Origin of the sequence: uncultured Amaricoccus sp., assembly GCF_937891315.1 — a bacterium.
Lineage (GTDB): Bacteria > Pseudomonadota > Alphaproteobacteria > Rhodobacterales > Rhodobacteraceae > Amaricoccus.
The window spans coordinates 1-22,235 of record NZ_CALAGI010000045.1; the positions used below are offsets into that span (position 1 = coordinate 1).

The 22,235-nt window shown below is 69.7% G+C and carries 21 protein-coding genes, 1 tRNA gene and 1 pseudogene; 15 read left to right on the forward strand and 8 right to left on the reverse strand.

Features of this window, described 5'->3' with window-relative positions; genetic code table 11:
• Both Q0480_RS03550 and Q0480_RS03555 read right to left on the reverse strand, forming a co-directional pair.
• A partial coding sequence (locus tag Q0480_RS03550) for a hypothetical protein (protein WP_299130894.1) occupies nt 1-654 on the reverse strand: 654 nt, incomplete at its 3' end.
• 127 nt (nt 655-781) lie between these two features.
• Nucleotides 782-1,093, reverse strand: a pseudogene (locus tag Q0480_RS03555) (hypothetical protein); the annotation flags it as partial.
• 406 nt (nt 1,094-1,499) lie between these two features.
• Here Q0480_RS03555 and Q0480_RS03560 point away from each other — a divergent pair.
• The 4 genes from Q0480_RS03560 (at nt 1,500) to Q0480_RS03575 (ending at nt 4,639) form a co-directional block, all read left to right on the forward strand.
• Nucleotides 1,500-2,807 (forward strand): AAA family ATPase, encoded by a 1,308-nt coding sequence (locus Q0480_RS03560; protein WP_299130791.1) that lies wholly within the window; start codon nt 1,500-1,502, stop codon nt 2,805-2,807.
• Nucleotides 2,804-3,949 (forward strand): ParB N-terminal domain-containing protein, encoded by a 1,146-nt coding sequence (locus Q0480_RS03565; RefSeq protein ID WP_299130794.1) that lies wholly within the window; start codon nt 2,804-2,806, stop codon nt 3,947-3,949. The genes Q0480_RS03560 and Q0480_RS03565 overlap by 4 nt, the downstream gene beginning before the upstream one ends.
• A 154-nt stretch (nt 3,950-4,103) precedes the next feature.
• Nucleotides 4,104-4,343, forward strand: coding sequence for a type II toxin-antitoxin system CcdA family antitoxin (locus tag Q0480_RS03570; protein WP_299130797.1), 240 nt, complete (start codon nt 4,104-4,106; stop codon nt 4,341-4,343).
• On the forward strand, nt 4,343-4,639 hold the full coding sequence (locus Q0480_RS03575) for a CcdB family protein (protein ID WP_299130800.1): 297 nt from the start codon (nt 4,343-4,345) through the stop codon (nt 4,637-4,639). Before Q0480_RS03570 ends, Q0480_RS03575 begins: the two co-directional genes overlap by 1 nt.
• A gap of 284 nt (nt 4,640-4,923) precedes the next feature.
• Here the strand turns inward: Q0480_RS03575 and Q0480_RS03580 are convergent, their stop codons facing one another.
• Both Q0480_RS03580 and greA read right to left on the reverse strand, forming a co-directional pair.
• Nucleotides 4,924-6,045, reverse strand: coding sequence for a hypothetical protein (locus tag Q0480_RS03580; protein WP_299130802.1), 1,122 nt, complete (start codon nt 6,043-6,045; stop codon nt 4,924-4,926).
• A 16-nt stretch (nt 6,046-6,061) separates the two neighbouring features.
• Nucleotides 6,062-6,532 (reverse strand): transcription elongation factor GreA, encoded by a 471-nt coding sequence (gene greA / locus Q0480_RS03585; RefSeq protein WP_299130805.1) that lies wholly within the window; start codon nt 6,530-6,532, stop codon nt 6,062-6,064.
• A 223-nt stretch (nt 6,533-6,755) separates the two neighbouring features.
• Between greA and Q0480_RS03590 the strand changes: the two genes are divergently transcribed.
• From Q0480_RS03590 to Q0480_RS03600, 3 genes are all read left to right on the forward strand, one after another.
• Complete coding sequence (locus Q0480_RS03590; RefSeq protein WP_299130808.1) at nt 6,756-8,411, forward strand: electron transfer flavoprotein-ubiquinone oxidoreductase; 1,656 nt, start codon at nt 6,756-6,758, stop codon at nt 8,409-8,411.
• 132 nt (nt 8,412-8,543) lie between these two features.
• Nucleotides 8,544-10,238, forward strand: a complete 1,695-nt coding sequence (locus tag Q0480_RS03595) for a tetratricopeptide repeat protein (protein ID WP_299130811.1) — start codon at nt 8,544-8,546, stop codon at nt 10,236-10,238.
• A gap of 5 nt (nt 10,239-10,243) precedes the next feature.
• Nucleotides 10,244-11,092: a 4-(cytidine 5'-diphospho)-2-C-methyl-D-erythritol kinase gene (locus Q0480_RS03600; protein WP_299130814.1), complete on the forward strand. Its 849-nt coding sequence runs from the start codon at nt 10,244-10,246 to the stop codon at nt 11,090-11,092.
• A 24-nt stretch (nt 11,093-11,116) separates the two neighbouring features.
• Here the strand turns inward: Q0480_RS03600 and Q0480_RS03605 are convergent, their stop codons facing one another.
• Nucleotides 11,117-11,266: a hypothetical protein gene (locus Q0480_RS03605; protein WP_299130817.1), complete on the reverse strand. Its 150-nt coding sequence runs from the start codon at nt 11,264-11,266 to the stop codon at nt 11,117-11,119.
• A gap of 109 nt (nt 11,267-11,375) precedes the next feature.
• Nucleotides 11,376-12,377 carry a polyprenyl synthetase family protein gene (locus Q0480_RS03610; RefSeq protein WP_299130819.1) on the reverse strand — a complete coding sequence of 334 codons (1,002 nt, stop codon included), beginning with the start codon at nt 12,375-12,377 and terminating at the stop codon, nt 11,376-11,378.
• Nucleotides 12,378-12,425: 48 nt separating this feature from the next.
• Between Q0480_RS03610 and Q0480_RS03615 the strand changes: the two genes are divergently transcribed.
• From Q0480_RS03615 to Q0480_RS03625, 3 genes are all read left to right on the forward strand, one after another.
• A complete protein-coding gene (locus Q0480_RS03615; RefSeq protein ID WP_299130822.1) occupies nt 12,426-12,647 on the forward strand; it encodes a DUF2007 domain-containing protein in 222 nt (73 codons plus the stop codon).
• A gap of 55 nt (nt 12,648-12,702) precedes the next feature.
• Nucleotides 12,703-13,491: a methyltransferase gene (locus tag Q0480_RS03620; protein ID WP_299130884.1), complete on the forward strand. Its 789-nt coding sequence runs from the start codon at nt 12,703-12,705 to the stop codon at nt 13,489-13,491.
• A gap of 87 nt (nt 13,492-13,578) precedes the next feature.
• Entirely contained in the window at nt 13,579-13,749 is a 171-nt protein-coding gene (locus Q0480_RS03625; RefSeq protein ID WP_299130825.1) for a DUF465 domain-containing protein, read from the forward strand.
• Nucleotides 13,750-13,825: 76 nt separating this feature from the next.
• Here the strand turns inward: Q0480_RS03625 and Q0480_RS03630 are convergent, their stop codons facing one another.
• Complete coding sequence (locus Q0480_RS03630; RefSeq protein WP_299130828.1) at nt 13,826-14,566, reverse strand: alpha/beta hydrolase; 741 nt, start codon at nt 14,564-14,566, stop codon at nt 13,826-13,828.
• 258 nt (nt 14,567-14,824) lie between these two features.
• On the opposite strand from Q0480_RS03630, the gene thrS reads away from it, so the two are divergent.
• The 3 genes from thrS (at nt 14,825) to Q0480_RS03645 (ending at nt 19,592) form a co-directional block, all read left to right on the forward strand.
• A complete protein-coding gene (thrS, locus tag Q0480_RS03635) occupies nt 14,825-16,780 on the forward strand; it encodes a threonine--tRNA ligase (protein WP_299130886.1) in 1,956 nt (651 codons plus the stop codon).
• Nucleotides 16,781-16,914: 134 nt separating this feature from the next.
• Nucleotides 16,915-17,742: an HAD-IC family P-type ATPase gene (locus Q0480_RS03640; RefSeq protein ID WP_299130831.1), complete on the forward strand. Its 828-nt coding sequence runs from the start codon at nt 16,915-16,917 to the stop codon at nt 17,740-17,742.
• A complete protein-coding gene (locus tag Q0480_RS03645) occupies nt 17,742-19,592 on the forward strand; it encodes an HAD-IC family P-type ATPase (protein WP_299130888.1) in 1,851 nt (616 codons plus the stop codon). Before Q0480_RS03640 ends, Q0480_RS03645 begins: the two co-directional genes overlap by 1 nt.
• 30 nt (nt 19,593-19,622) lie before the next feature.
• Here the strand turns inward: Q0480_RS03645 and lipB are convergent, their stop codons facing one another.
• Nucleotides 19,623-20,330 carry a lipoyl(octanoyl) transferase LipB gene (lipB, locus tag Q0480_RS03650; RefSeq protein ID WP_299130834.1) on the reverse strand — a complete coding sequence of 236 codons (708 nt, stop codon included), beginning with the start codon at nt 20,328-20,330 and terminating at the stop codon, nt 19,623-19,625.
• A 276-nt stretch (nt 20,331-20,606) separates the two neighbouring features.
• On the opposite strand from lipB, the gene Q0480_RS03655 reads away from it, so the two are divergent.
• Nucleotides 20,607-20,693 (forward strand) — tRNA-Leu (locus Q0480_RS03655).
• A 303-nt stretch (nt 20,694-20,996) separates the two neighbouring features.
• Nucleotides 20,997-22,229 (forward strand): FAD-dependent oxidoreductase, encoded by a 1,233-nt coding sequence (locus tag Q0480_RS03660; RefSeq protein WP_299130837.1) that lies wholly within the window; start codon nt 20,997-20,999, stop codon nt 22,227-22,229.
• Nucleotides 22,230-22,235 lie beyond the last annotated feature (6 nt).

Consider the following 22,235-nt stretch of genomic DNA (forward strand, 5'->3'; position numbering starts at 1 on the left):
GTCGGCGCCCCCACCGATACGGAGGGTGCCCTTCTCGACGTGGCTGGCCGAGTCGACGTCGTAGATGCCGACTCCGGTGAGCTCGCTGGTGAGCAGGAGTTGCCCGTCCCCGCCGATCGCGGGCGCGGGCTCCTCCGCCGGGGCCTGCCCGTCGAGGACGAGCCCGACCACGGAGTCGACGCCCACGTACGTCCGCTCTGGGCTCGCCCCCTCCCGCACGTGGGAGAAGCGATGACCTGCTCGCGGTCCAGCGCCGACGAAGATGTTGCCGCCGGTCGGGTGGAAGAGGACCGGGACGAAGAGGTCGAGCGACGGGATCACGGCGCCGTCTTCGGGAGAGCTCCGGCCGACGCGCGTGGTCGACTGTAGGGAGAGCGACGCGCGCGGCCAGACGCTCACGCTGCCGCCGACGTTGACGGCGGCGCCCACGAACAGAGTGCCGCCGAGCGACCACTCTCGCTCGGTCGTGATCGTCGTTCCGCTCTCTTCGAGCGTCTTGGTGTGGGTGTAGGTGAACGCCGGCTGGAAGCCAACCGACACGCGGTCGAAGACGAACCAGTGCGCCGAGGGAGCCACCACGACCCACGAGGCGCGCACGGAGGAGCCCTCGTAGCCACGCGTGCCAGCTCCCATGCGGAAGCTGTCCGTGATCACCACCTGACCTTGGTCCCCGAAGCGGCGCACAGGGGGTGGTTCGGTCGATGGAGCGTCGGCCACCGTCGACGGCGCTCCCGTCGAGATCGGCGGAGCAGGCGTCGCGGGTGGCGGCGCGGATCGCGGTGAGGTCAAGCGCGTAGCTCGCCACCCTGCCCCGCCGCGCCGGGCTTTCGAGCGTCAGCCAGCCGAGCGCCCGCAGCTTCGCCATCTCGCGCTTCACGGTGCGTTCATCGACCGACCAGAGCCGCGCGATCTCGCGCTGGCCGACATGGAGGATGCCCCGCCGCCAGTCGTAGCGGGCGGTGACCAGCGTGGTGAAGCGGAGGGCGAGACGCTGGAGACCGGGGGGACCGCCGAGGGCATGGCAGCCGATGGCGGTCAGGATGTCGTATTTCTGGCTGGCGGCCTCCGGTCCGGCAAGTTTCTTCGCCTGCATGTCTCTCGTCCTCGGGTGGCCGGGTTGACCCGGTCCGGTTCCTGCTCGATCGGTCGTCCGTTTCGCAACGCTGTTCGGCAACCGTGGCTGATTAGCGTCCGGTTGGCCGATTCTGTCAAGCCATTGATGGACAAGGGCCTCGTCTGGGCGGCTATCCTTCCGTCCCTCATGAAACAAGGGTATCCAAGGTATAGGGGGCCGTCCAGTCTGTCCCCCTGTCGTTCCGCTTTGTCCCCCAATCCGTGGCGGAGTCGCTTTTGGTGACCCCCCATATCTTGTCGACCGTGCCGTGCGAAGCGAATCGGCCGCCGCCGCCCGGTGGAAGTGTTTGCAATGATATGGGGTTCGGCGTATTTCTGCGATCGGCGGGAAATAGCGTCCTGAAAGAAACGCGAGGCAGGCAAGGATGTATACACACAGCGACCTGGCGGCGCTGCAGGCGCAGTCGCTCAGGATGCAGGGCTGGATCCGGCGGCAGACCTTCAGCCCCGAGCTGGAGAAGACCCTCCGGCGGTTCTCGAGCTGGGAGGTGGCGGAGCTGGTGTTCAAGGTGAACCAGTCGACCTTTCGCGGGCGGCTGGCGTCGGACCCCGCCCTTCCCGCCGGGGAAGTCGAGGAAGACGGGCGGCAGCGGTGGTTCAGCCTCGACGAGATCAACGACCTCCGCCGCCGGATGAAGGTGAACCGCCAGAGCCTGATGCCGCCCCGGCCGAAGGGCAAGCGGGCGCTCAGGGCGGCGATCGCCAATTTCAAGGGTGGCGCGGGCAAGTCGACCGTGGCGCTGCATTTCGCGCACGCGGCGGCGCTCGACGGCTATCGGGTGCTGGTGGTGGATTTCGATCCGCAGGCGACGCTGAGCCATTCGATGGGGCTGACGGACGTGGGCGAGGAGCATACGGTCTGGGGGATCCTCGCCCGGGATCTGATCAACGAGACCGACCGGATGAACGAAGGCCCGAAGGGCGCGGCGAGCGGGAGCGCCCTGCCCCAGCGCCGGCTGCCGGCCTCGATCCGCGACCTTGGCCTCGCCGAGCTTCGGGTCAATGACTTCCTGAAGCCGACGGCCTGGTCGACGATCGACATCATTCCGTCCTGCGCCAACGCCGCCTTCGTTGAGTTCGCCAGCGCCCAGTACCGGCACCTCAACCCGGAATGGTCGTTCTTCGCGGCGGTGTCGCGCTATCTCGACGCGCTGCCGGACGATGCCTATGACCTGATCATCTTCGACTGCCCGCCGGCCATCGGCTATCAGTCGATGAACGCGGTCTTCGCGGCGGACGTGCTCTATATCCCGTCCGGGCCCGGCTACTGGGAGTATGACAGCACGACCAGCTTCATCGGTCAGCTGGCCGAGGCGCTGGAGGATCTGTCGGCGGGGTTCGGCGAAACCTTCCCCGCGGGGAAGATCGCGCTGCCCAAGGCCTTCGCCGACGTCAAGTTCCTGCTGACCCGCTTCGAGCCGGCGAACGACCTGCACAAGGCGATGCTGGAGGCGTTCCGCAAGGTGTTCGGCGACCGGGTGACGGAGAACCCGATCGAGATGACGCGGGCCGTCGAACAGTCCGGGCGGTTCCTGTGCTCGGTCTATGAGATCGACTATCGCGACATGACGCGGGAGACCTGGCGGCGGGCGCGGGGCAGCTTCGATACCGCCTATGGCGAGTTCAAGCAGGTCTGCGTCGCGGCCTGGGACAAGGTGGAGGCACGGGCATGAAAAAGCGCCGGGTCTTTGATCTCGACATGCCGGAGGATGATGGCGCGGCGGCGCCGGCCGGCGCCGTGCCGGCGGAAACCTTCCCCGCGGGGAAGGTCGAGCCGGCGCCGGAAGTGAAGTCGGCGGTTCCACCGCGGCGCGGACCGATGGCGACGGCGGTGCAGGAGAATGCCGAGGCGCTGAAGGCGCGGGCGGCGGCGGAAGCGGCGATCCGCGACGAGAACGACGCGCTGGCGGGCGAGCTGGTCCGGCTGCGCGGCCTCGGGCTGATCGTCGATCTGATCCGGGTCGATGCGATCGACATGACGAAGCTGGTGCGGGACCGGATCAAGGGCGAGGATCTGGAGCTGACCGAGCTCAAGGCGTCGATCCGGGACATCGGCCTGTCGAACCCGATCCGGGTCGAGCCGGCGGGGCAGGGGCGTTACGAGCTCGTTCAGGGGCTGCGGCGGCTGAGCGCCTATCGCGAGCTGCTGGCCGAGACCAAGGACCCGCGCTACGCGCTGATCCCGGCGGGGCTGATGACCGACGCCGGGGGGCTCGACCAGCTCTATCGGCGGATGGTGGACGAGAACCTGGTCCGCAAGGACGTGTCCTTCACCGAGATGGCCTGGCTGGCGCGCGACTATGCCCGCGACCCCAGAACGGAATGCGACGACCCGGACAAGGCGGTGGCGATCCTGTTCCAGAGCGCCGGCTACCAGAAGCGCAGCTATATCAGGGCCTTCATCAGCGTCGTCGACTGGCTGGGCGAGACGCTGCGCTTCCCGCAGGAGATCCCGCGCAACCTCGGGCTCGATCTGCGCCGGCGACTGGAGGTCGAGCCGGAGATCGCCGCGGCGATCAAGGAGGAGTTGAGGGACTGGGACAACCGCTCGGTCGAGGACGAGCTTGGCGTGCTGCGCCGCTGGGCGGGGGCAGGGGAGGGGGGAGAGACCTTCCCCGCGGGGAAGATCCCGACCGCGCCGGCGCGCACCACCCGCAAGGCGAGGGTGACCTTCGACCTGCCGCGGGCCGAGGGGCCGGCCAAATGCACGGCGGCCAATGGCCGGCTGGAGATCCGGTTGCCGCTCGACTTCTCGACGGTCGATCGCCGCAAGCTGGAGGAGGCCGTGCGGCGGATGCTGGATCAGATCGGTTAGAGGTAATATATTGATATTACTGTAATATTTTGCAGAGCCGCGCGATCCGGGCCGGCGGGGCAGGGGGGGCGCCCGCCGCATGTCCGGCGCTCAGGTTCCGGGTTTCGCTGAACACGCGGAATGTGTAAGGTGGATGGCGATGGAGGTGCCCGGGATGTCCGCGACCAGCAAGCGCCGTACGAATGTGTCGATCGATGCCGGCCTGCTCGAAGCGGCGCGGGAGCTTGGCCTGAATGTCTCCTCCATCACCGAGGCGGCGCTGGCCGAGCGGGTTCGCGGCGCGCGCGCGGACGCCTGGAGGGCGGAGAACGCCGAGGCGCTGGCGCAGCGGCGGGCCTGGATCGAGCAGCACGGCGCGCCGCTCGCCAAATGGCAGGTCTGGAAGCCGGATTGATGGCGCAGTTTCACGTCTATCGGCTGCCCGACGGGCTGTTGGTGCTCGACCTGCAATCCGACCTGATCGACACGGGCACCCGCGTCGTCGCGCCGCTTCTGCCCGGCTCGGACCAGCTGAAGCCGATCACCCGGCTTGAGCCCATGCTGGAGGTGGACGGCCAGCCGCTGGCCCTGCGCGCGGCGGAAATGGCCGCCATTCCGGCGCGGTTGCTCAGCGGGGAGGCGGTCGCCGATCTGACAGGCGAGGACTATGCCATCCGCCGCGCGCTCGACATGGTGTTTTCCGGGTTCTGACAGGATTTCTGGTTGAGTGGTCCCTCGTCCCGAAAGGCACCTCGGACCGGATCAGGCGACAGTCCGGTGGACTGTCGACCCGGGACGTTGGCCTTCGACCAGTCGAAGGCCAAGGGGCCATCGGATTTCTCCGAACGATGACAATCAGGCCGCGCCTGCCTGGCTGGCGCGGTAACGCGCCTGCCGGGGGCAGGCAGGCGCGGCCTGATTTGTCGACGGACAAATCAGGAAGAAAACAGCAAGGCTACCCCGAGCGGATCAACCGGCAACAGTCTGAGCGGCGCTCACTCGAAGGCGCCGCTCAGACGTGCGAGCAGGGTGAAGGCGCGGCCGGACCGGGTGTCGGCCAGTTCGATCAGCCGCGCATCGTCCGCGCCCGCGCCGAATTCGGCGAGAACACCGTCGAAGCGGCGCTGGAAATAGAGCGCGGTGTCACGGAAGATCGGGTCGGACTTCGTCAGCGCCCGCGTCAGTTCGAGTGCTCGCGGATCCTCGATCCCGCCGACGCCCGCGACCTCCGGTCCACGGACACCGCCGATGAACCGGCGCCAGGCGTCGGCGCTGGCCGGGGCTGTCGCGATGTCGTCCATGTAGACGCCCTCCTGCGACAGCAGGTTCAGCACATCCTCCGCCGCCTGAAGCATCTGGGCCAGCGACTGGTGGCGCAGCGCGGCCTTCAGCGCGCGAAAGCCCTCCCGGTCGTCGGCGTCGCGCGGAAAATCGAGCGCCCGGATCAGGTCGGCCCATTCCAGTCCGCCCGCCGCTTCCGCCGGGGTCTCCGGCGTCGGCTCCGGCGGGGCGGCGGGACGCGGCGTAGTCACCGCTTTCGGGGTGGGCCGCGCCTTGCGCGTCGGCGCGGGCTCCGGTTCGGGCGCATGGGTCGTGACATGGGGGGAAGGCGCGGTGGCGGACAGCGCGGCGACCGCGGCGCGCAGTTCCGCCTGCCCGGCCAGCAGCCGCTCGATCGGCGCGGAGAGATCGGCCGGGCGCGGCAGGGCGCTCACGGCGCCCTTGACGAGCTGGGCGATCTCGCCGGGCGCGGTGGGGCCGCGGGCGGCGAGCGCGGCGCGGGTCGCCTCCATGCCTTCGATCACCGGCGGCAGCAGTTCGGCCATCGCCCCGATCATCTCGTGCTGACGAGCGAGCGTGTCGGCCAGCCAGGCCGCCAGCCAGACGAGGATCAGCGGCAGGACGAGCACCACGAGGAAGAACAGCCCGTCGATGAAGGCGGTACCGCGCGCGGCGCTGGCATCGCCCAGGAAGGCGATGGCATAGGCGCCGAGCATCACCGTCCAGGCCGCGCTCGCGATCCAGGCCCAGCGCCGCGGCCGGGTGACCGCGCGGAACCCGTCGAAAACGGCCGTGAGCCGCGCGGTCAGCGCGCCGCCGTCCATCGCCGAACCCATGGTTCCGTCCTCGCGCTCATACGAAGTCAACGGCGCGGATCTCGTAGGAGCGGAGCCCGCCCGGGGTGCGGACCTCGACATTGTCGCCGGGCTCCTTGCCGATCAGCGCGCGGGCCAGGGGAGATTTCATGTTGAGCAGGCCGGCCTCGATGTTCGCCTCGGCCTCGCCCACGATCTGGTAGGTCTTTTCCTCGTCGGTATCCTCATCGATGATCACCACCGTCGCGCCGAACTTCACCGGACCGGACAGCCGGCTGATGTCGATCACCTCGCCGCGGCCGATGATGGCCTCGAGTTCCTTGATCCGCCCCTCGATGAAGCTCTGCTTCTCGCGCGCGGCGTGGTACTCGGCGTTCTCGCTCAGATCACCGTGCTCGCGCGCCTCGGAGATGGCGGCGATCACCGCCGGCCGCTCCTGCGACTTCAGTTTCTTCAACTCCGCGTCCAGCTTTGCGAAGCCCTTCGCAGTCAGGGGAATCTTCTCCATGACCTTCTCCGTCGCACCGGTCCGGCGCCGTCCTCTCCAAATACACAATCAGGCCGACGCGCTCTGGCCCCGGCCTGACCCGCGAACCCTCGCGATCCGCTTGCCCGCGAGCATATGGGCGCCAATCTTCCACTGCAAGCGGTGCGAACGGGGCGTCATTGACCGGATTGGGAGGCTGGGCTAGCACCGACGAGGTTTCCGGGTATCAGGAGGAAGAGGCGGCATGGCCGAGATCGAGCGCGAATCCATGGAGTACGACGTGGTGATCGTCGGCGCCGGACCAGCCGGCCTCTCCGCGGCGATCCGGCTGAAGCAGATCGATCCCGAGCTGTCCGTCGTCGTCCTGGAAAAGGGTTCCGAGGTCGGGGCGCATATCCTGTCCGGCGCGGTGCTCGATCCCGTCGGTATCGAGGCGCTGTTGCCCGACTGGAAAGAGCGCGGCGCGCCGATCAGTACCCGGGTCACCGACGACCGGTTCTATTATCTCGGCGCCGGCGGCCAGATCCGCGTTCCGAACTGGCCGATGCCGCCCTTCATGAAGAACCACGGCAACTATATCGTCTCGATGGCGAATGTCTGCCGCTGGCTCGCCACCCAGGCCGAGGAACTGGGCGTCGAGATCTTCGCCGGCATGTCGGCCAGCGCGCTGGTCTGGGGAGAGGCGGGCGAGGTGCGCGGCGTCGTCGCCGGCGAGTTCGGGCTTGAGCCGGACCGGACCCCCGGCCCGAACTATGAGCCCGGCATGGAACTGCTCGGCCGCTACGTTTTCCTCGCCGAGGGCGCGCGCGGCAGCTTGTCGAAGCAGGTGATCGGCCGTTTCGACCTCGCGGCGGGTCGCGAACCGCAGAAATACGGCCTCGGCATGAAGGAAATCTGGGAGGTGAAGCCCGAGAAACACCGCCTCGGCCAGGTCACCCACACCATGGGCTGGCCGCTCGGCGCCAACGCCGGCGGCGGCTCGTTCATCTATCACCTGGAAAACAATCAGGTCTTCGTCGGCTTCGTGGTGCATCTCAACTATGAGAACCCGCACCTCTTTCCTTACATGGAATTCCAGCGCTTCAAGCATCATCCGATGGTCGCCGACCTGCTGGAGGGCGGCAAGCGCGTGGCCTATGGCGCGCGGGCGATCACCGAAGGCGGTTGGCAGTCGATCCCGAAGCTGACCTTTCCCGGCGGCGCGCTGCTCGGCTGCGCCGCCGGCATGGTCAACGTGCCGCGCATCAAGGGCAACCACAATGCCATGCTGTCCGGCATCGCCGCGGCCGAGGCGGCGGCCGCCGCCATCGCCGAAGGCCGCCGGGGGGACGAACTGGAAGCCTATCCCGCCTCGGTCGAAAGTGGACCGATCGCGGCGGATCTGAAGCCGGTGCGCAACGTCAAGCCGCTCTGGTCGCACTATGGCCTCGCGACCTCGCTGCTGCTCGGCGGCGCGGACATGTGGATCAATACGATCACCGGAAACCGCTCGCCGCTCGGCACGATGAAGCACGGCAAGACCGACGCGGCCGCGACCGGGCGGGCCGAACGGTTCGAGAAGATCGACTATCCCAGGCCCGACGGGGTGCTCAGCTTCGACCGGCTGACCAACGTCGCCTTCTCCTTCACCAACCATGCCGAGGATCAGCCCTGCCACCTGACGCTGCGCGATCCCTGTATCCCGATTGAGCTGACCCTGCCGCGCTATGACGAGCCGGCGCAGCGCTATTGCCCGGCCGGCGTCTACGAGGTGCTGCGCGACGAGGCGGGCAAGCCGCGGTTCCAGATCAATTTCCAGAACTGCGTGCACTGCAAGACCTGTGACATCAAGGATCCGCTGCAGAACATCGACTGGACCACGCCGCAGGGTGGGGACGGGCCGAACTATCCCAACATGTGATGCCGGCGCGTCCGGGCCGGGATGTGATGGATATGTGATCGGCGGGAGGCGCCGCCCGCTGATTCGCGCGATTGAATCGCCGCCCCGCGCGACATAGGCTCGACACCGCGCCGCAACCGAGAGATCCGCCCATTGCCGAACCTCATCGCCAAACTGGCCGCCGCCGCCCTGATGGGGCTGGCGTTGTCGGCCCAGGCCCCGGCGTTCGCCGCCTCGTCGCTCTCGGGCGCGTATCTCGCGGCGATGCAGGCGGATTTTCGCGACGATTACGCGGTGTCCGCGGAATATTATGACCGCGCGCTCGCCGAGGATCCCGACAATCTCGCGCTGATCCAGAACGCGCTCGTCGCACGGGTGGCGCTCGGCGACATTCCGGCGGCGCGCGCGCTCGCGGATCGCCTCGCCGTCGTCCAGCCAGAGAATCAGGTCGCCGCGCTGGTCCGCCTCGCCGTCGCGCTGAAATCGGATGATTTCGCGACGGCGACCACCGTCCTTCAGGCCTCGGGCGAGGGGATCAATCCGCTGCTCGCCGGTCTCGTTTCCGGCTGGATCGAGGTCGGCAAGGACGATTTCACCGCCGCGCAGGCGAAGTTCGACGCGATGACCGGCAACGAAGCGCTCGCCGCCTATGGCCAGTTTCACAAGGCGCTGGCGCTCGCGATGGCCGGCGATTTCGTCTCCGCCGAGGCGATCCTCGCAGGCGGCGAGAACGGCCCGCTCCATCTCAACCGCGCCGCGCTGATCGCCCATGCCGAGGTGCTGGCCCAGATCGACCGCGAGGCGGACGCCGCCGCGCTCCTGAACGAGGCGCTCTCGACCGGGATGCCCGACGCCACTCTGGTCGCGCTCCGCGACCGGCTGGTCGCCGGGGAGGAAGTCCCGTTCGACGAGGTGACCGAGGCCCGCGACGGCGCCGCCGAGGCGTTCCTGACCCTGGCCGAGGCGCTCAATACCGAGGATACCGCGCGGGTCGCGCTGATCCATGCCCGGCTCGCCGCCTATGTCAGTCCGGGCATGGTCGAAGCCGATCTTCTCGCCGCGGACATTCTCGAATCCGAAGGGCAGTTCGCGCTGGCGACCGAGGCGCTGACCGAGGTGCCGCGCGACTCGCCCTGGTTCGTCGTCTCCGAAATTCACCGGGCCAATACCCAGCGCATCGCTGGCGACGCGGCGGGCGGCATCGCCACGCTGCGCGCGCTCGCCGCGAGCCACACGGACCAGATCGAGGTGCAGTCCGCCCTCGGCGATGCCTTGCGTAGCGACAACCAGTTCGCCCCCGCCGTCGCCGCCTATACCGCGGCGATCGATCTCATCGACAAGCCGACGGCGGTGCATTGGGTGCTCTATTATACCCGCGGTATCTCGAACGAACGGGCGGGGAACTGGAACGACGCCGAGGCCGATTTCCGCGAGGCGCTGGTCCTGCGCCCGGACCAGCCGGTGGTATTGAACTATCTCGGCTATTCGCTGGTCGAGAAGGGCCAGGATCTCGACGAGGCGCTCGACATGATCCAGCGCGCGGTCAAGGGCCAGCCCGACGACGGCTATATCACCGATTCGCTCGGCTGGGTCTATTACCGGCTCGGTCGCTATCAGGACGCGGTGGCGCCGATGGAGCGCGCGGTCGAGCTGGAACCGGTGGATCCGGTGGTGAACGACCATCTCGGCGACGTGCTCTGGATGGTCGGGCGCAAGCGCGAGGCGGATTTCCAATGGCGCCGCGCGCTGTCCTTCGGTCCCGGCGACGGCGAGGATCTCGACATGGATCGGGTGCGCAAGAAGCTCGAGGTCGGTCTCGATCAGGTGCTGGCCGAGGAAAACGGCTGACGCGCATGATCCCCCCGCTGGCGGAACACGCGCCCGCCAAGATCAATCTCACGCTGCACGTGACCGGCCGTCGGGCCGATGGCTATCACCTGCTCGACAGCCTCGTGGTCTTCGCCGGCGTCGGCGACCTGGTCGAGGCGGAGCCGGCGCGCGGCCTGTCCCTGACGCTCGACGGTCCCTTCGGCCGCGATCTCGGCGCGGGGGCGGACAATCTCGTCCTGCGCGCCGCGCTTGCCTTGCGCCCGGACGGGCAGGGCGCCGCGCTGCGGCTGACGAAGGCGCTGCCGGTGGCGAGCGGCATCGGCGGCGGCTCGGCCGACGCGGCCGCGGCCCTGCGCCTGCTCAGGCGGATGTGGGACGCGCCGCCGCTCCCGCCCGAGGCGGTGCTGGCGCTGGGCGCCGACGTGCCGGTCTGCCTCGACGGCCGGCCGCGGCGCATGTCGGGGATCGGCGAGCGGCTGGCGCCCTTCGCGCCGCCGCCGTTCTGGATGCTGCTGGTCAATCCGGGCGCGCGGGTCTCGACCGGCGCGGTTTTCGCCCGTCTTGCCAGCCGCGACAATCCGCCGATGCCGGAACCGCCGCCCCTGCCCGACGCCGAGGCGCTGTTCGCCTTCCTCGCCGCCCAGCGCAACGACCTGCAGGCGCCGGCCGAGGCCGTCGCGCCGGAGATCGCCGAGACGCTGGCGGCGCTCGCCGCGCAGCGTGATTGCCGGCTGGCGCGGATGTCGGGGTCGGGCGCGACCTGCTTCGGCCTCTTCGCCGACGCCGCGCCGATGCACGCCGCCGCCGACGCGCTGCGCCGCGCCCGGCCCGGCTGGTGGATCGCGGCGACGGATGTCGGCGCGCGGGGCTGAGTCCGAGAGGTCGGAGCCGTCGGGTCAGTTGTTCGCGGGCGCCGCCGGCGCGGGAGTCGTCGCCGCGGGCGGCGGGACCGGCGCGGGCGCCTGCGCGCCGGTCCCGCCGAACAGCAGGAAGGCGAGCGCGATCAGGATCGCGGCGCCTGCGAGGATCATGTTTCTCTGGGCCATCGGTTTCCCCCGGATGAATGGTCCGGCTAGAGATGGGGCACCGCCGGCCTCGCCGCAACCGCCCCGGCGAGCCGCGCCGACGACCTTGCCGGATCGCCGATGACGAACGTCAGTCCAACCGGGCGACGACGAAATCGGCGAGATCGGAGAGGATCGCGCGGATCTGGCCGGCCGGGAGGGGCGCGAGGGCGCGGCGGGCGCGGGCGGCGTGTTCCATCGCGGTTTCCCTCGCGCTCTCGAGGCTGCCGTGGCGGGCCATCAGTTCGAGCGCGGTTTCGAGATCGCCCTCGCGCTGCTGACCCTTCTCGATCGCCCGCACCCAGAAGGCCCGCTCCTCGGCGTTCGCCCCCGCCACCGCGCGGATCACCGGCAGCGACATCTTCCGCTCGCGGAAATCGTCGCCGACATTCTTGCCGAGCGTCGCGCTGATCCCGCCATAGTCGAGCAGATCGTCGGCGATCTGGAAGCTGACCCCGAGTGCGTCGCCATATTCGCGCAGCGCCAGCACCTGCTCCTCCGGTGCCTTGGCAATCACCCCGCCGACCTCGGTCGCCGCCGAGAACAGCGCCGCGGTCTTGCCGCGCACCACCCTGAGATAGATCTCCTCGGTGGTTGCGAGGCTCGCGGCGGCCGTCAGTTGCAGCACCTCGCCCTCGGCGATCACCGCCGCCGCGTTCGACAGGATGTTGAGCGCCCGCAGATCGCCGGTCTCGACCATCAGCTGGAAGGAGCGGGCGAAGAGATAGTCGCCGACCAGCACGCTCGACTTGTTGTCCCAGAGCAGGTTCGCCGTCGGCCGTCCCCGTCGCCGCTCGCTCTCGTCGACCACGTCATCATGCAGCAGCGTCGCGGTATGGATGAACTCGACCGTCGCCGCCAGCCGGGCATGGTCGAACCCCTGATAGCCGCAGAGCCGCGCGGCGGCGAGCGTCAGCAAGGGCCGCAACCGCTTGCCGCCGGCCTCGACCAGATGCGCCGTCACCTCGGGAATGCGCGGCGCGTGCTCGCTTGCCATGCGGGCGCGGATCAGCGCGTTCACCGCCGCCATATCCTCGGCCAGCACCGACTGCAGGGTCTCGATCGGGGTCGCCACGCGCGCGGGGGTGTTCATCGCTGTTCGCTCTCGACCTCGGCAGGCGCGGGATCTAGGTTCGCGGCGATGAAGGAAATCCTGCGCACCACGGACCCCACGATCATCGCCTTTGCCACCGCCTTGCTGCGCGCGGAGGATATAGACTGCTTCGTTCTGGACGTCCATATGAGCGTGCTCGAAGGCGGGATCGGCCTGTTTCCCCAGCGCCTGGTGGCCGCCGACCGCGATGCCTTCCGAGTGCGCGCGATCCTGACCGACAACGGGATCGAGGATCTGTCGCCGGCATGAGCGGGCCGCGGTGACCGAAGAAGGCGTCCCGACCGAGCGGACCGAGGCCGCCGGGCTGGACGCCGGCCTCGGGCCGCTCAGTCGGGACGACTTCCTCGGCGGACGGCTCCGGCTCTGGCAGCCGGTCAATGGCTATCGGGCGGCGATCGATCCGGTGCTGCTCGCCGCCTTCGTCGCGGCGGCGCCGGGGGAGCGGGTTCTGGAACTCGGCTGCGGCGCCGGCATCGCTTCGTTGTGCCTCGCGGCGCGGGTGTCGGGACTGACGCTCCGCGGCCTTGAGCTTCAGCCGGGCTACGCCGCCCTCGCCCGCCGCAACGCCGCCGAGAACGGCCTCGCGCTCGATGTCTGCGAGGGCGACCTGCGACGGCCACCCGCCGCCCTTCGGGCGCTGGGCTTTCATCAGGTGCTGGCCAATCCGCCCTTCCATCCGGCCGGCGCGGTGACCCCGCCGGACGACCCCGGCCGCGACCGCGCGCATCGCGAGGAGGCGACGCTCGCCGACTGGATCGCGTGCGGGCTGCGGCGGCTGCTGCCGGGGGGGCGGCTGACGCTGATCCATCGGGCGGAGCGGTTGGGGGCGATTCTCGCCGCGGTGGAGGGGGCGGCGGGCGCGGTCGAGATTCTGCCGGTCGCGCCCAGATCCGGCGCGGCGGCGGCCCGGGTTCTGGTCCGTTGCCGCAAGGGGAGCGCCGCGCCGCTGACCCTGCTGCCGCCGCTCATCCTGCACCGGGGCGCGTCGCACGCCGAGGATGATGGCGCCTACGCCGCCGAACCGGAGGCGATTCTGCGCGAGGGCGCGGCCTTGTCGCGCGGCGCGGGGCCGGCCGACCGCTCGTTCTTGTGAAGCTGGTCGGGGCTTCGGTTTTGGTGACAGGCGGCTCAATCCATGGTTTACTGATCCGGTTGGAAACAGCCGCGTAGGAGGATAAGCATGAGCCTGGGTTCTCACCTGACGGAGCTCCGCAAGAAGCATCAGGCGCTGTCCGAGGTCATCGAAGCCGAGCAGAGGATGCCGGCGTCGGACGACATGAACATCAAGCAACTCAAGCTCAAGAAGCTGTATCTGAAGGAAGAGATCGAACGGCTGTCGACTCAGGTCTGACGGCGACCCCGTGTCTCCCGAAAATTCGCGGCCGCTCCGTCATCGGAGCGGCCGCTCTGGTTCTCCGGGATCCGGCCTAGAGAATCTCCTCAAGGGTTCGGGCGGTCAGTTCGAGGTTCTCCGGCGCGCTGAATCGATGATCGGCGCCCTTGACGAGCGTCAGGCGCAGATCCTCCGCCGTCGCGTGCGCGAGGATGCGCAGTGCGACGGAGGTATCGACGTCCTCGTCCGCGGTGCCATGCAGCAGGCGAACCGGGAAGGGCAGGTCAAGCGGGTCGCGCAGGACGAGATTGCGGCGCCCATCCTCGATCAGACGCCGCGTGATGACGTAAGGCTCGTCCGAATAGTCGGAGGGCACCGCGAGCGCGCCCTCGGAGGACAGCCGCCGGCGCTGGTCCTCGGAAAAGTTCGCCCACATCGAATCCTCGGTGAAGTCCGGCGCCGCCGCGATTCCGACAAGGCCGCGCAGCCGGCCCGGTAATCGCGTGGCGAGCAGGAGTGCGATCCAACCGCCCATGCTGGAGCCGACGAGGATCTGCGGGCCCTCGGTCAGGTGGGTGAGCGCGTCGGCCGCGTCGCGCGCCCAGTCGCCGACGCAGCCGTCGCGGAACAGCCCCGACGAGGCGCCATGGCCGGTGTAGTCGAAGCGCAGGAAGCCGAGGCCCCGCGCCCTGGCCCAGGCTTCGAGGAACTGCGCCTTGGTGCCGGTCATGTCCGAGCGGAAGCCGCCGAGAAAGACGACGCCCGGACCGCGGCCACGGGTCCGATGATAGGCGAGGGCGCGGCCGTCGGGCAGGGTCAGGGTTTCATGGGTCATGGCGCTGTCCTAAGAGCGATATCCAACCGGACGGAATCGTCCGGTGATCAGGATATCGCGTCACATCAAGAATCCAGAGCGGACCACCCGGCTCCATCGGGTCGGACCCCGCTCTAGCAATCGGGGGCCGGTCGCGTCACGCGGATTCCATTTGACAGCCGCGAGGGCGCGGACCTATCGGTCAGGCTCCCTGAGACCCGGGCGTGCCGTGGGCGCCGAACCCGAAGGAGAACGACGATGACCGATGCGACGGCGGACTTGCGCGACGTGGCCATCACCCTGCCGGACGGCGCGGTCCGTCACTACCCCCAGGGCGTTACCGGGACGGAGATCGCAGGCGATCTCTCGAAATCGCTCGGCAAGGCGGCGATCGCGGTCAGTATCGACGGGCGCCTGAGCGACCTCAGCCAGCCGATCCGCCAGGATGCGCGGATCGCGATCCACACGATCAAGGACGAGCCGGCGCTGGAGCTGATCCGGCACGACGCGGCGCATATCATGGCGCGCGCCGTGCAGGAGCTGTGGCCGGACACCAGGGTCACCATCGGTCCGGTGATCGAAAACGGCTGGTACTACGATTTCGACCGGGCGGAGCCTTTCACGCCGGAGGATCTCGGCCTGATCGAGGCGCGGATGCGCGCGATCATCGCGGCGCGCGATCCGGTGCGGACCGAGGTCTGGGAGCGCGACCGGGCGATGCGCCACTACGAGGCGCTGAACGAACCCTACAAGGTCGAGCTGGTCGAGGCGATCCCCGGCGCCGATCCGATCCGCATGTATTGGCACGGGCACTGGCAGGATCTGTGCCGCGGGCCGCATCTCGCCCATACCGGGCAGGTGCCGGCCGACGCTTTCAAGCTCACCTCGATCGCCGGCGCCTATTGGCGTGGCGACAGCGCCCGCGCGCAGTTGCAGCGGATCTATGGCGTCGCCTTCCGGACCAGGGCCGATCTCGAAGCCTATCTCCACCGGCTGGAGGAGGCGGCGAAGCGCGACCATCGCAAGCTTGCGCGCGAGATGGATCTCTTCCACCTGCAGGAAGAGGCGCCGGGCATGGTGTTCTGGCATCCCGACGGCTGGACCGTCTGGCGCGCGCTCGAGGACTACATGCGCCGGCGGTTGCGCGTCGCGGGCTACAAGGAAATCCGCACGCCGCAGGTGGTCGATCGCGTGCTCTGGGAACGCTCGGGCCATTGGGAGGCCTACCAGCACAACATGTTCATCGCCGAGGTGGAGGAGGAGCATGCCAAGGAAAAGCGCGTCAACGCGCTGAAGCCGATGAACTGCCCCTGCCATGTCCAGGTCTACAATCAGGGCCTGAAATCCTATCGCGACCTGCCGCTGCGGCTGGCGGAATTCGGCGCCTGCCACCGCTACGAGCCCTCCGGCTCGATGCACGGGCTGATGCGGGTGCGGGGCTTCACCCAGGACGACGCGCATATCTTCTGCACCGAGCAGCAGATCGAGGGCGAATGCGCGGCCTTCATCGAGCTGCTGTCTTCGGTCTATTCCGACCTCGGCTTCGATAGTTTCGACATCAAGCTCTCGACCCGGCCGGATGTGCGCATCGGCTCGGATGAGGATTGGGACAAGGTCGAGACCGCGCTGGAGAACGCGATCCAGAAGGTCGGCCGGCACTATGTCATCGATCCCGGCGAGGGCGCCTTCTACGGCCCGAAGCTCGATTTCAAGCTGACCGACGCGATCGGGCGCGAATGGCAATGCGGCACTTTCCAGGTGGATCCGAACCTGCCGACCCGGCTCGACGCCGAATATGTCGGCGAGGACGGGGCGCGGCACCGGCCTTTCATGCTGCACCGGGCGATCCTCGGCTCGTTCGAGCGGTTTCTCGGCGTGCTGATCGAACATTATGCCGGCAAGCTGCCGTTCTGGCTGGCGCCCCGGCAGGTGGTGGTGGCGCCGATCGTATCGGACGCCAATGCCTATGCCGAGGAGGTGGTCGCGGCGCTGGCGGCGTCGGGGCTGCGCGCCGAGGCCGATCTTCGCAACGAGAAGATCAACTACAAGGTCCGCGAGCACAGCCTGGCCAAGGTCCCGGTGATCCTCGCCGTCGGCAATCGCGAGGTCGCCGACCGCACGGTCTCGCTGCGCCGGCTCGGCGAGACCGCGACGCGGACGGCCGCGCTCGGCGCGGCGGTCGCGGAGCTGGCCGCGGAGGCGCTTCCCCCCGACCTGCGCGCGCCGGCCGCCTGATCCTCGACCTCGCCGGCGAACTGACCGGAGCGCATGGCGGGATTGCGTCCGCGGGGCCCGGCGCCCGACCTCACGGTATTCAAACCGAACGCGTCTTCCCCTAGGGAGGGGCGGGCGACCACGAGGGCGGCGGGATGCAGGCGGAACGGAACGAGGATTGGCACGCCCTGAGCGGCGCCGAGGCGCTGGCGCGCCTCGAGACGGTTCCGGAGGGTCTCGACGCGGCGGAGGCGGCGCGGCGGCTCGCGGAGGCCGGCCCGAACGCGCTCCCCGTCGCGCCGCCGCCGCATCCGCTCCTGCGCTTCCTCGCGCAGTTCAACAACACGCTCATCTACGTGATGCTCGCGGGCGCGGGCGCCGCGGCGATTCTCGGGCACCTGATCGACGCCGCGGTCATCCTCGTCGTCGTCCTCGTCAATGCCATCGTCGGCTTCGCGCAGGAGGGACGCGCCGAGGAATCGCTCCGCGCGATCCGCGGCCTGCTCGCGCCCCACGCGGTGGCGCTGCGTGACGGGGCGCGGCGGACGATCGGGGTGGGGGAGATCGTCCCCGGCGACGTCGTGCTCATCGAGGCCGGCGAGCGCGTGCCGGCCGACCTGCGGCTCCTGCGCGCCCGCGGCCTCAGCATCGACGAGGCGCTGCTGACGGGCGAGTCCGTCACCGCCGCCAAGCGCGAGACCGCCGTGGCGGCCGAGGCGCCGCTCGGCGACCGGCAGGGCATGGCCTTCTCGGGCACGCTCGTCGCCACCGGGCAGGGCACGGGCGTCGTCGTCGAGACCGGTCCGCGCACCGAGATCGGCCGGATCAGCCGGATGATCCAGGGCGTCGAGCAGATGGAGACGCCGCTCCTGAAGCAGATCGACCGCTTCGCCGCGACCTTCACCCGGTTCGTGCTGGCGGGGGCGTCGCGCTCGTTCTCTTCTCCGTCCTCGCCCGCGGCTTCGGCTGGGCGGATGCGCTGATCGCCGTCGTCGCGCTCGTCGTCGGCGTCGTGCCGGAGGGCCTGCCGGCGGTGCTGACCATCACCATGGCGATCGGCGTGCGGCGCATGGCGGCGCGCAGGGCGGTCGTGCGCAAGCTCCCCGCGGTCGAGACGCTCGGCGCGGTCTCGGTCATCTGCACCGACAAGACCGGGACGCTGACCCGCAACGAGATGACCGTGTGCCACGTCCTCGTCGAGGGCCACGATGTCGCGGTCTCCGGCGCGGGTTATGCGCCCGAGGGCGCGCTGACCGCGGAGAACCACGACGACGACGCGACCGCCCTCGCCGCGCTGCCCCCGATCCTCGCCTGCGGGCTGATGTGCAACGACGCGAGCCTGCGCCGCGACGATCAGGGCTGGAGCGCGGCCGGCGACCCGATGGAGGCGGCGCTCGTCGCGCTGGCGATGAAGGCGGGGCTCGACCCCGCCCATGCCCGGGGCGAATGGCCGCGCCGCGACGAGATCCCCTTCGACGCGGCGCATCGCTATATGGCGACGCTGCACGAGGGTCCGAACGGCGAGGGGCTCATCCTCGTCAAGGGCGCGCCCGAGGTCGTCCTCGGCCTCGCAGGCGCCGGCGGCGGCCGCTGGGAGGCGCGGGTCCACGCCCTCGCCGCCGGGGGCGAGCGGGTGCTCGGCTTCGCCGCCAGGCGGCTCCCCGCCGCGCCGGAGCGGCTCACGCCCGCCGATATCGAGGCAGGGGTCGGTTTTCTCGGCCTGATGGGTTTCCTCGACCCGCCGCGGCCAGAGGCGGTGGCCGCGGTCGCCGAATGCCGCGGCGCCGGCGTCGCGGTGAAAATGATCACCGGCGACCATGTCGACACCGCCGCCGCCATCGGCCGGCAGCTCGGGCTCGACGAGCGGCCGCGGACCATGACCGGGGCCGAGGTCGACGCCCTCGACGACGCGGCCCTAGCCGCCGCCGCGCCGGAGATCTCGGTCTTCGCCCGCGCGAGCCCGGAGCACAAGCTCCGCATCGTGCGCGCGCTTCAGGCCGACGGCGGCATCGTCGCCATGACCGGGGACGGCGTGAACGACGCGCCGGCGCTGAAACAGGCGGATGTCGGCGTCGCCATGGGCCACAAGGGCACCGAGGCCGCGCGCGAGGCTTCGGAGATGGTGCTCCTCGACGACAACTTCGCCTCGATCGTCGCCGCCGTCGCCGAGGGGCGCACCGTCTACGACAACATCCGCAAGGTAATCTCCTGGACGCTGCCGACGAATGGCGGCGAGGCGCTCGCCGTCGTCGTCGCCATCCTCGCGGGCTTCGCCCTGCCGATGAGCCCGACCCAGATCCTCTGGGTGAACCTCGTCCTCACCGTGACGCTCGGCCTCGTCCTCGCCTTCGAGCCGCCCGAGCCCGGGGTGATGGACCGTCCGCCCCGCGACGCCCGCGCGCCGCTGCTCTCGCCCTTCCTCGTCTGGCGGGTGATCGTCGTCTCCTGCCTCATGGCCGCGGCGGCGCTTTTCGTCTTCTGGCTCTCGCAGGGGCGGGGGGACGAGATCGCCTATGCCCGGACGCTGGTGGTGAACATGGTCGTGACGGCCGAGATCTTCTACCTCTTCAACGTGCGCTACCTGCGCATGCGCTCGCTGACCTGGCGGGGCGCGCTCGGCACGCCGGCGGTGCTCGCGGCGGTCGCGTGCGTGGTCGCGGCGCAGATCGCCTTCACCTATGCTCCGGTCATGCAGGCGCTCTTCGACACGCGGCCGGTGGCCCTGGCCGACGGGGCGATGGTCCTCGCCATCGGCGCCGGGCTCATGCTGCTCCTCGAGGTCGAGAAGCTCGCCATGCGCCGCTTCGGCCTCTTCCGCGAGTTGCGGGCATGAACGCGGCGCCGCCCGATCGCCTCGGGCGGATCAGCGCGGCGGCCGCCCGACGACCCCGTCGAAAGCCTCGTCGAAGGTGGCGCGCAGCGCCACGTCGAGATCGGCCATCGTCACCGGCAGGCCGAGATCGACCAGGCTGGTGACGCCATAGCCGCGGATGCCGCAGGGCACGATGCCGGCGAAATGGCCGAGATCGGGCTCCACATTGATCGCGATGCCGTGGAAGGTCACCCAGCGCCGGATGCGCACGCCGATCGCCGCGATCTTGTCCTCGGCGGGCGATCCGTCCGGCAACGGCGGCTTTTCCGGCCGTCGCACCCAGACGCCGACCCGGCCCTGGCGCCGCTCGCCGGTCACGTTGAACTCGGCGAGGGCGCGGATCACCCATTCTTCGAGATGCCAGACATAGGCTCGCACGTCGCGGCCCCGCGCGTTGAGGTCGAGCATGGCATAGGCGACCCGCTGGCCCGGCCCGTGATAGGTATATTCGCCGCCGCGCCGCGCCGGATAGACCGGGAACCGGTCGGGTTCGAGCAGGTCCGCCGGATCGGCCGAGGTCCCGGCCGTATAGAGCGGCGGATGCTCCAGCAGCCAGACAAGCTCCGGCGCCCGCCCCGCGAGAATATCGCCGACCCGCGCTTCCATTGTCGCGAGTGCCTCGGGATAGGGGACGAGCGCGTCGGTAACGCGCCATTCGACGGGGTGGAGCAGGGGAGCGGAGGCGAGGGTTTCGGTCATTCCGGATGGTCGTCCCTGGTGTCGTTTCCTCCAGATAGCAGCTTTCCGCCGGGCAACAATCAGGGTCACTCCGGCATGTCTCGGCCGCGCGCGGGCCGGGAGGACGCATCGCCTCGCAACAAGCTGAAATCGGGTCGTTTTCCGTCAGGCTTGCTTCAGCGCGGTCTCGGATCCGCGTCCGGCTTCGCGGTGTCCGCCGCCGCGCCGCGCGAGACGCGGCTTTCGTCGTTTCCGCCCTTCACAACCCCTCGGGCCTTTGCTAGAAGCCGCGCCAGTGCGGTCGTGGCGGAATTGGTAGACGCGCAGCGTTGAGGTCGCTGTGGGGTAACTCCCGTGGAAGTTCGAGTCTTCTCGACCGCACCATTTGTCAAGCTTTGCATTGATATGTCGTTGTTTTTCGGCCGTTTTGGCCCACGCGTCGTTGATGCGCGCCGTCGGTGGGACATTTTTCCCGGATCAACGCGACCCCGCCGGCTCGATGGTCCGCGGCATCTGGCACTACCCTGTCGCCGACGCCGGGGCCGGGAAGACCGGGCCGCGGAGCGAGGGCGACTTGCTCGGCCGCGCGGCCTCTGAAACAAGAATGACGAGCCGGCTCCCGCGCCGGATCAAGATGAAGCCTGGGCGCGACGGCCTCGTCGTCCACCTGCCGGAGTCACAATTGTGATGGATCGGATCGTCATCATCGGCACCGGCCAGGGGGGCTTCCAGGCCGCCGCGAGCCTCCGCCAGGAAGGCTTCGAGGGCGAGATCACCCTGATCGGCGACGAGCCGGGCCTGCCCTACCAACGCCCGCCGCTCTCGAAGGCCTACATGGCCGATGGCGTGGCCGAGCGGCTGCTCCTGAGGCCCGCGTCCTTCTATGAGCGTTCGTCCCTGACGCTCCGCGACGGCGCGCGCGCCACCGTGATCGACCGGACCCGCCGCGTCGTCACCACCGCCGACGGGGACGAGTATCCCTACGACCACCTGATCCTCGCGACCGGCGCCCGCGCCTTTCGTCCACCGATCCCGGGGCAGGACGCGGACGGTGTGGAGGAGCTGCGGACGCTCGATGACGCATCGCGGCTGCGCGCGCGCCTGCCCGGCACCCGGCAGGCGATCGTCATCGGCGGCGGCTTCATCGGCCTTGAATTCGCCGCGATGGCCCGCGCCGCCGGCGTCGCCGTCAAGGTGTACGAAGCCACGCCGCGGCTGATGAGCCGGGCGCTTTCGCCCGGCATGTCCGCCTGGTTTCTCGAGGCGCACCGCGCCATGGGGACGGATGTCCATCTCGGGGCGAGCGCGCGGCGCATCGAGTCGGCGGACGGCAGGGTCACCGGCGTCGATACCTCCGATCTCGAGGTGATCCCGGGCGACCTCGTGCTGATCGCGACCGGCGTCCGCCCGAACGTCGAGCTCGCCGAGGCCGCCGGTCTCGCCATCGACAATGGAATCGTCGTCGATGGCGCGCTCCTCACCGCCGACCCGGCGATCTCGGCCCTGGGCGACTGCTGCTCCTTCCCGCTGCCGGGCGGCGAGCGGGTGCGGCTCGAATCGGTGCAGGCCGCCGTCGACCACGCCCGCCACATCGCCCGCCGGCTGGTGAACGGGACGACCGACGCCTACGCGGCGGTGCCGTGGTTCTGGAGCGACCAGGGCAAGCACAAGCTCCAGATCGCCGGCCTCGGCACCGCCGCCGACGAGGTGGTCCGGGCGCCGGGCTCCGAGGAGCACCCGGTCTTCCTGCTTTTCCGCGAGGGTCATCTCGTCGCGGTGGAGACCGTGAACGCGCCCGCCGAGCATATGTCCGCCCGGCGGATGATCGGCACCCCGAAGCCGGTGCTCGAGGCGGCCGGCTACGTTCTCAGGAAGGCGATGAGCGCCGGCAAGGAAGCGGCCCGAGCCACTGAATTGTGAGCTGGG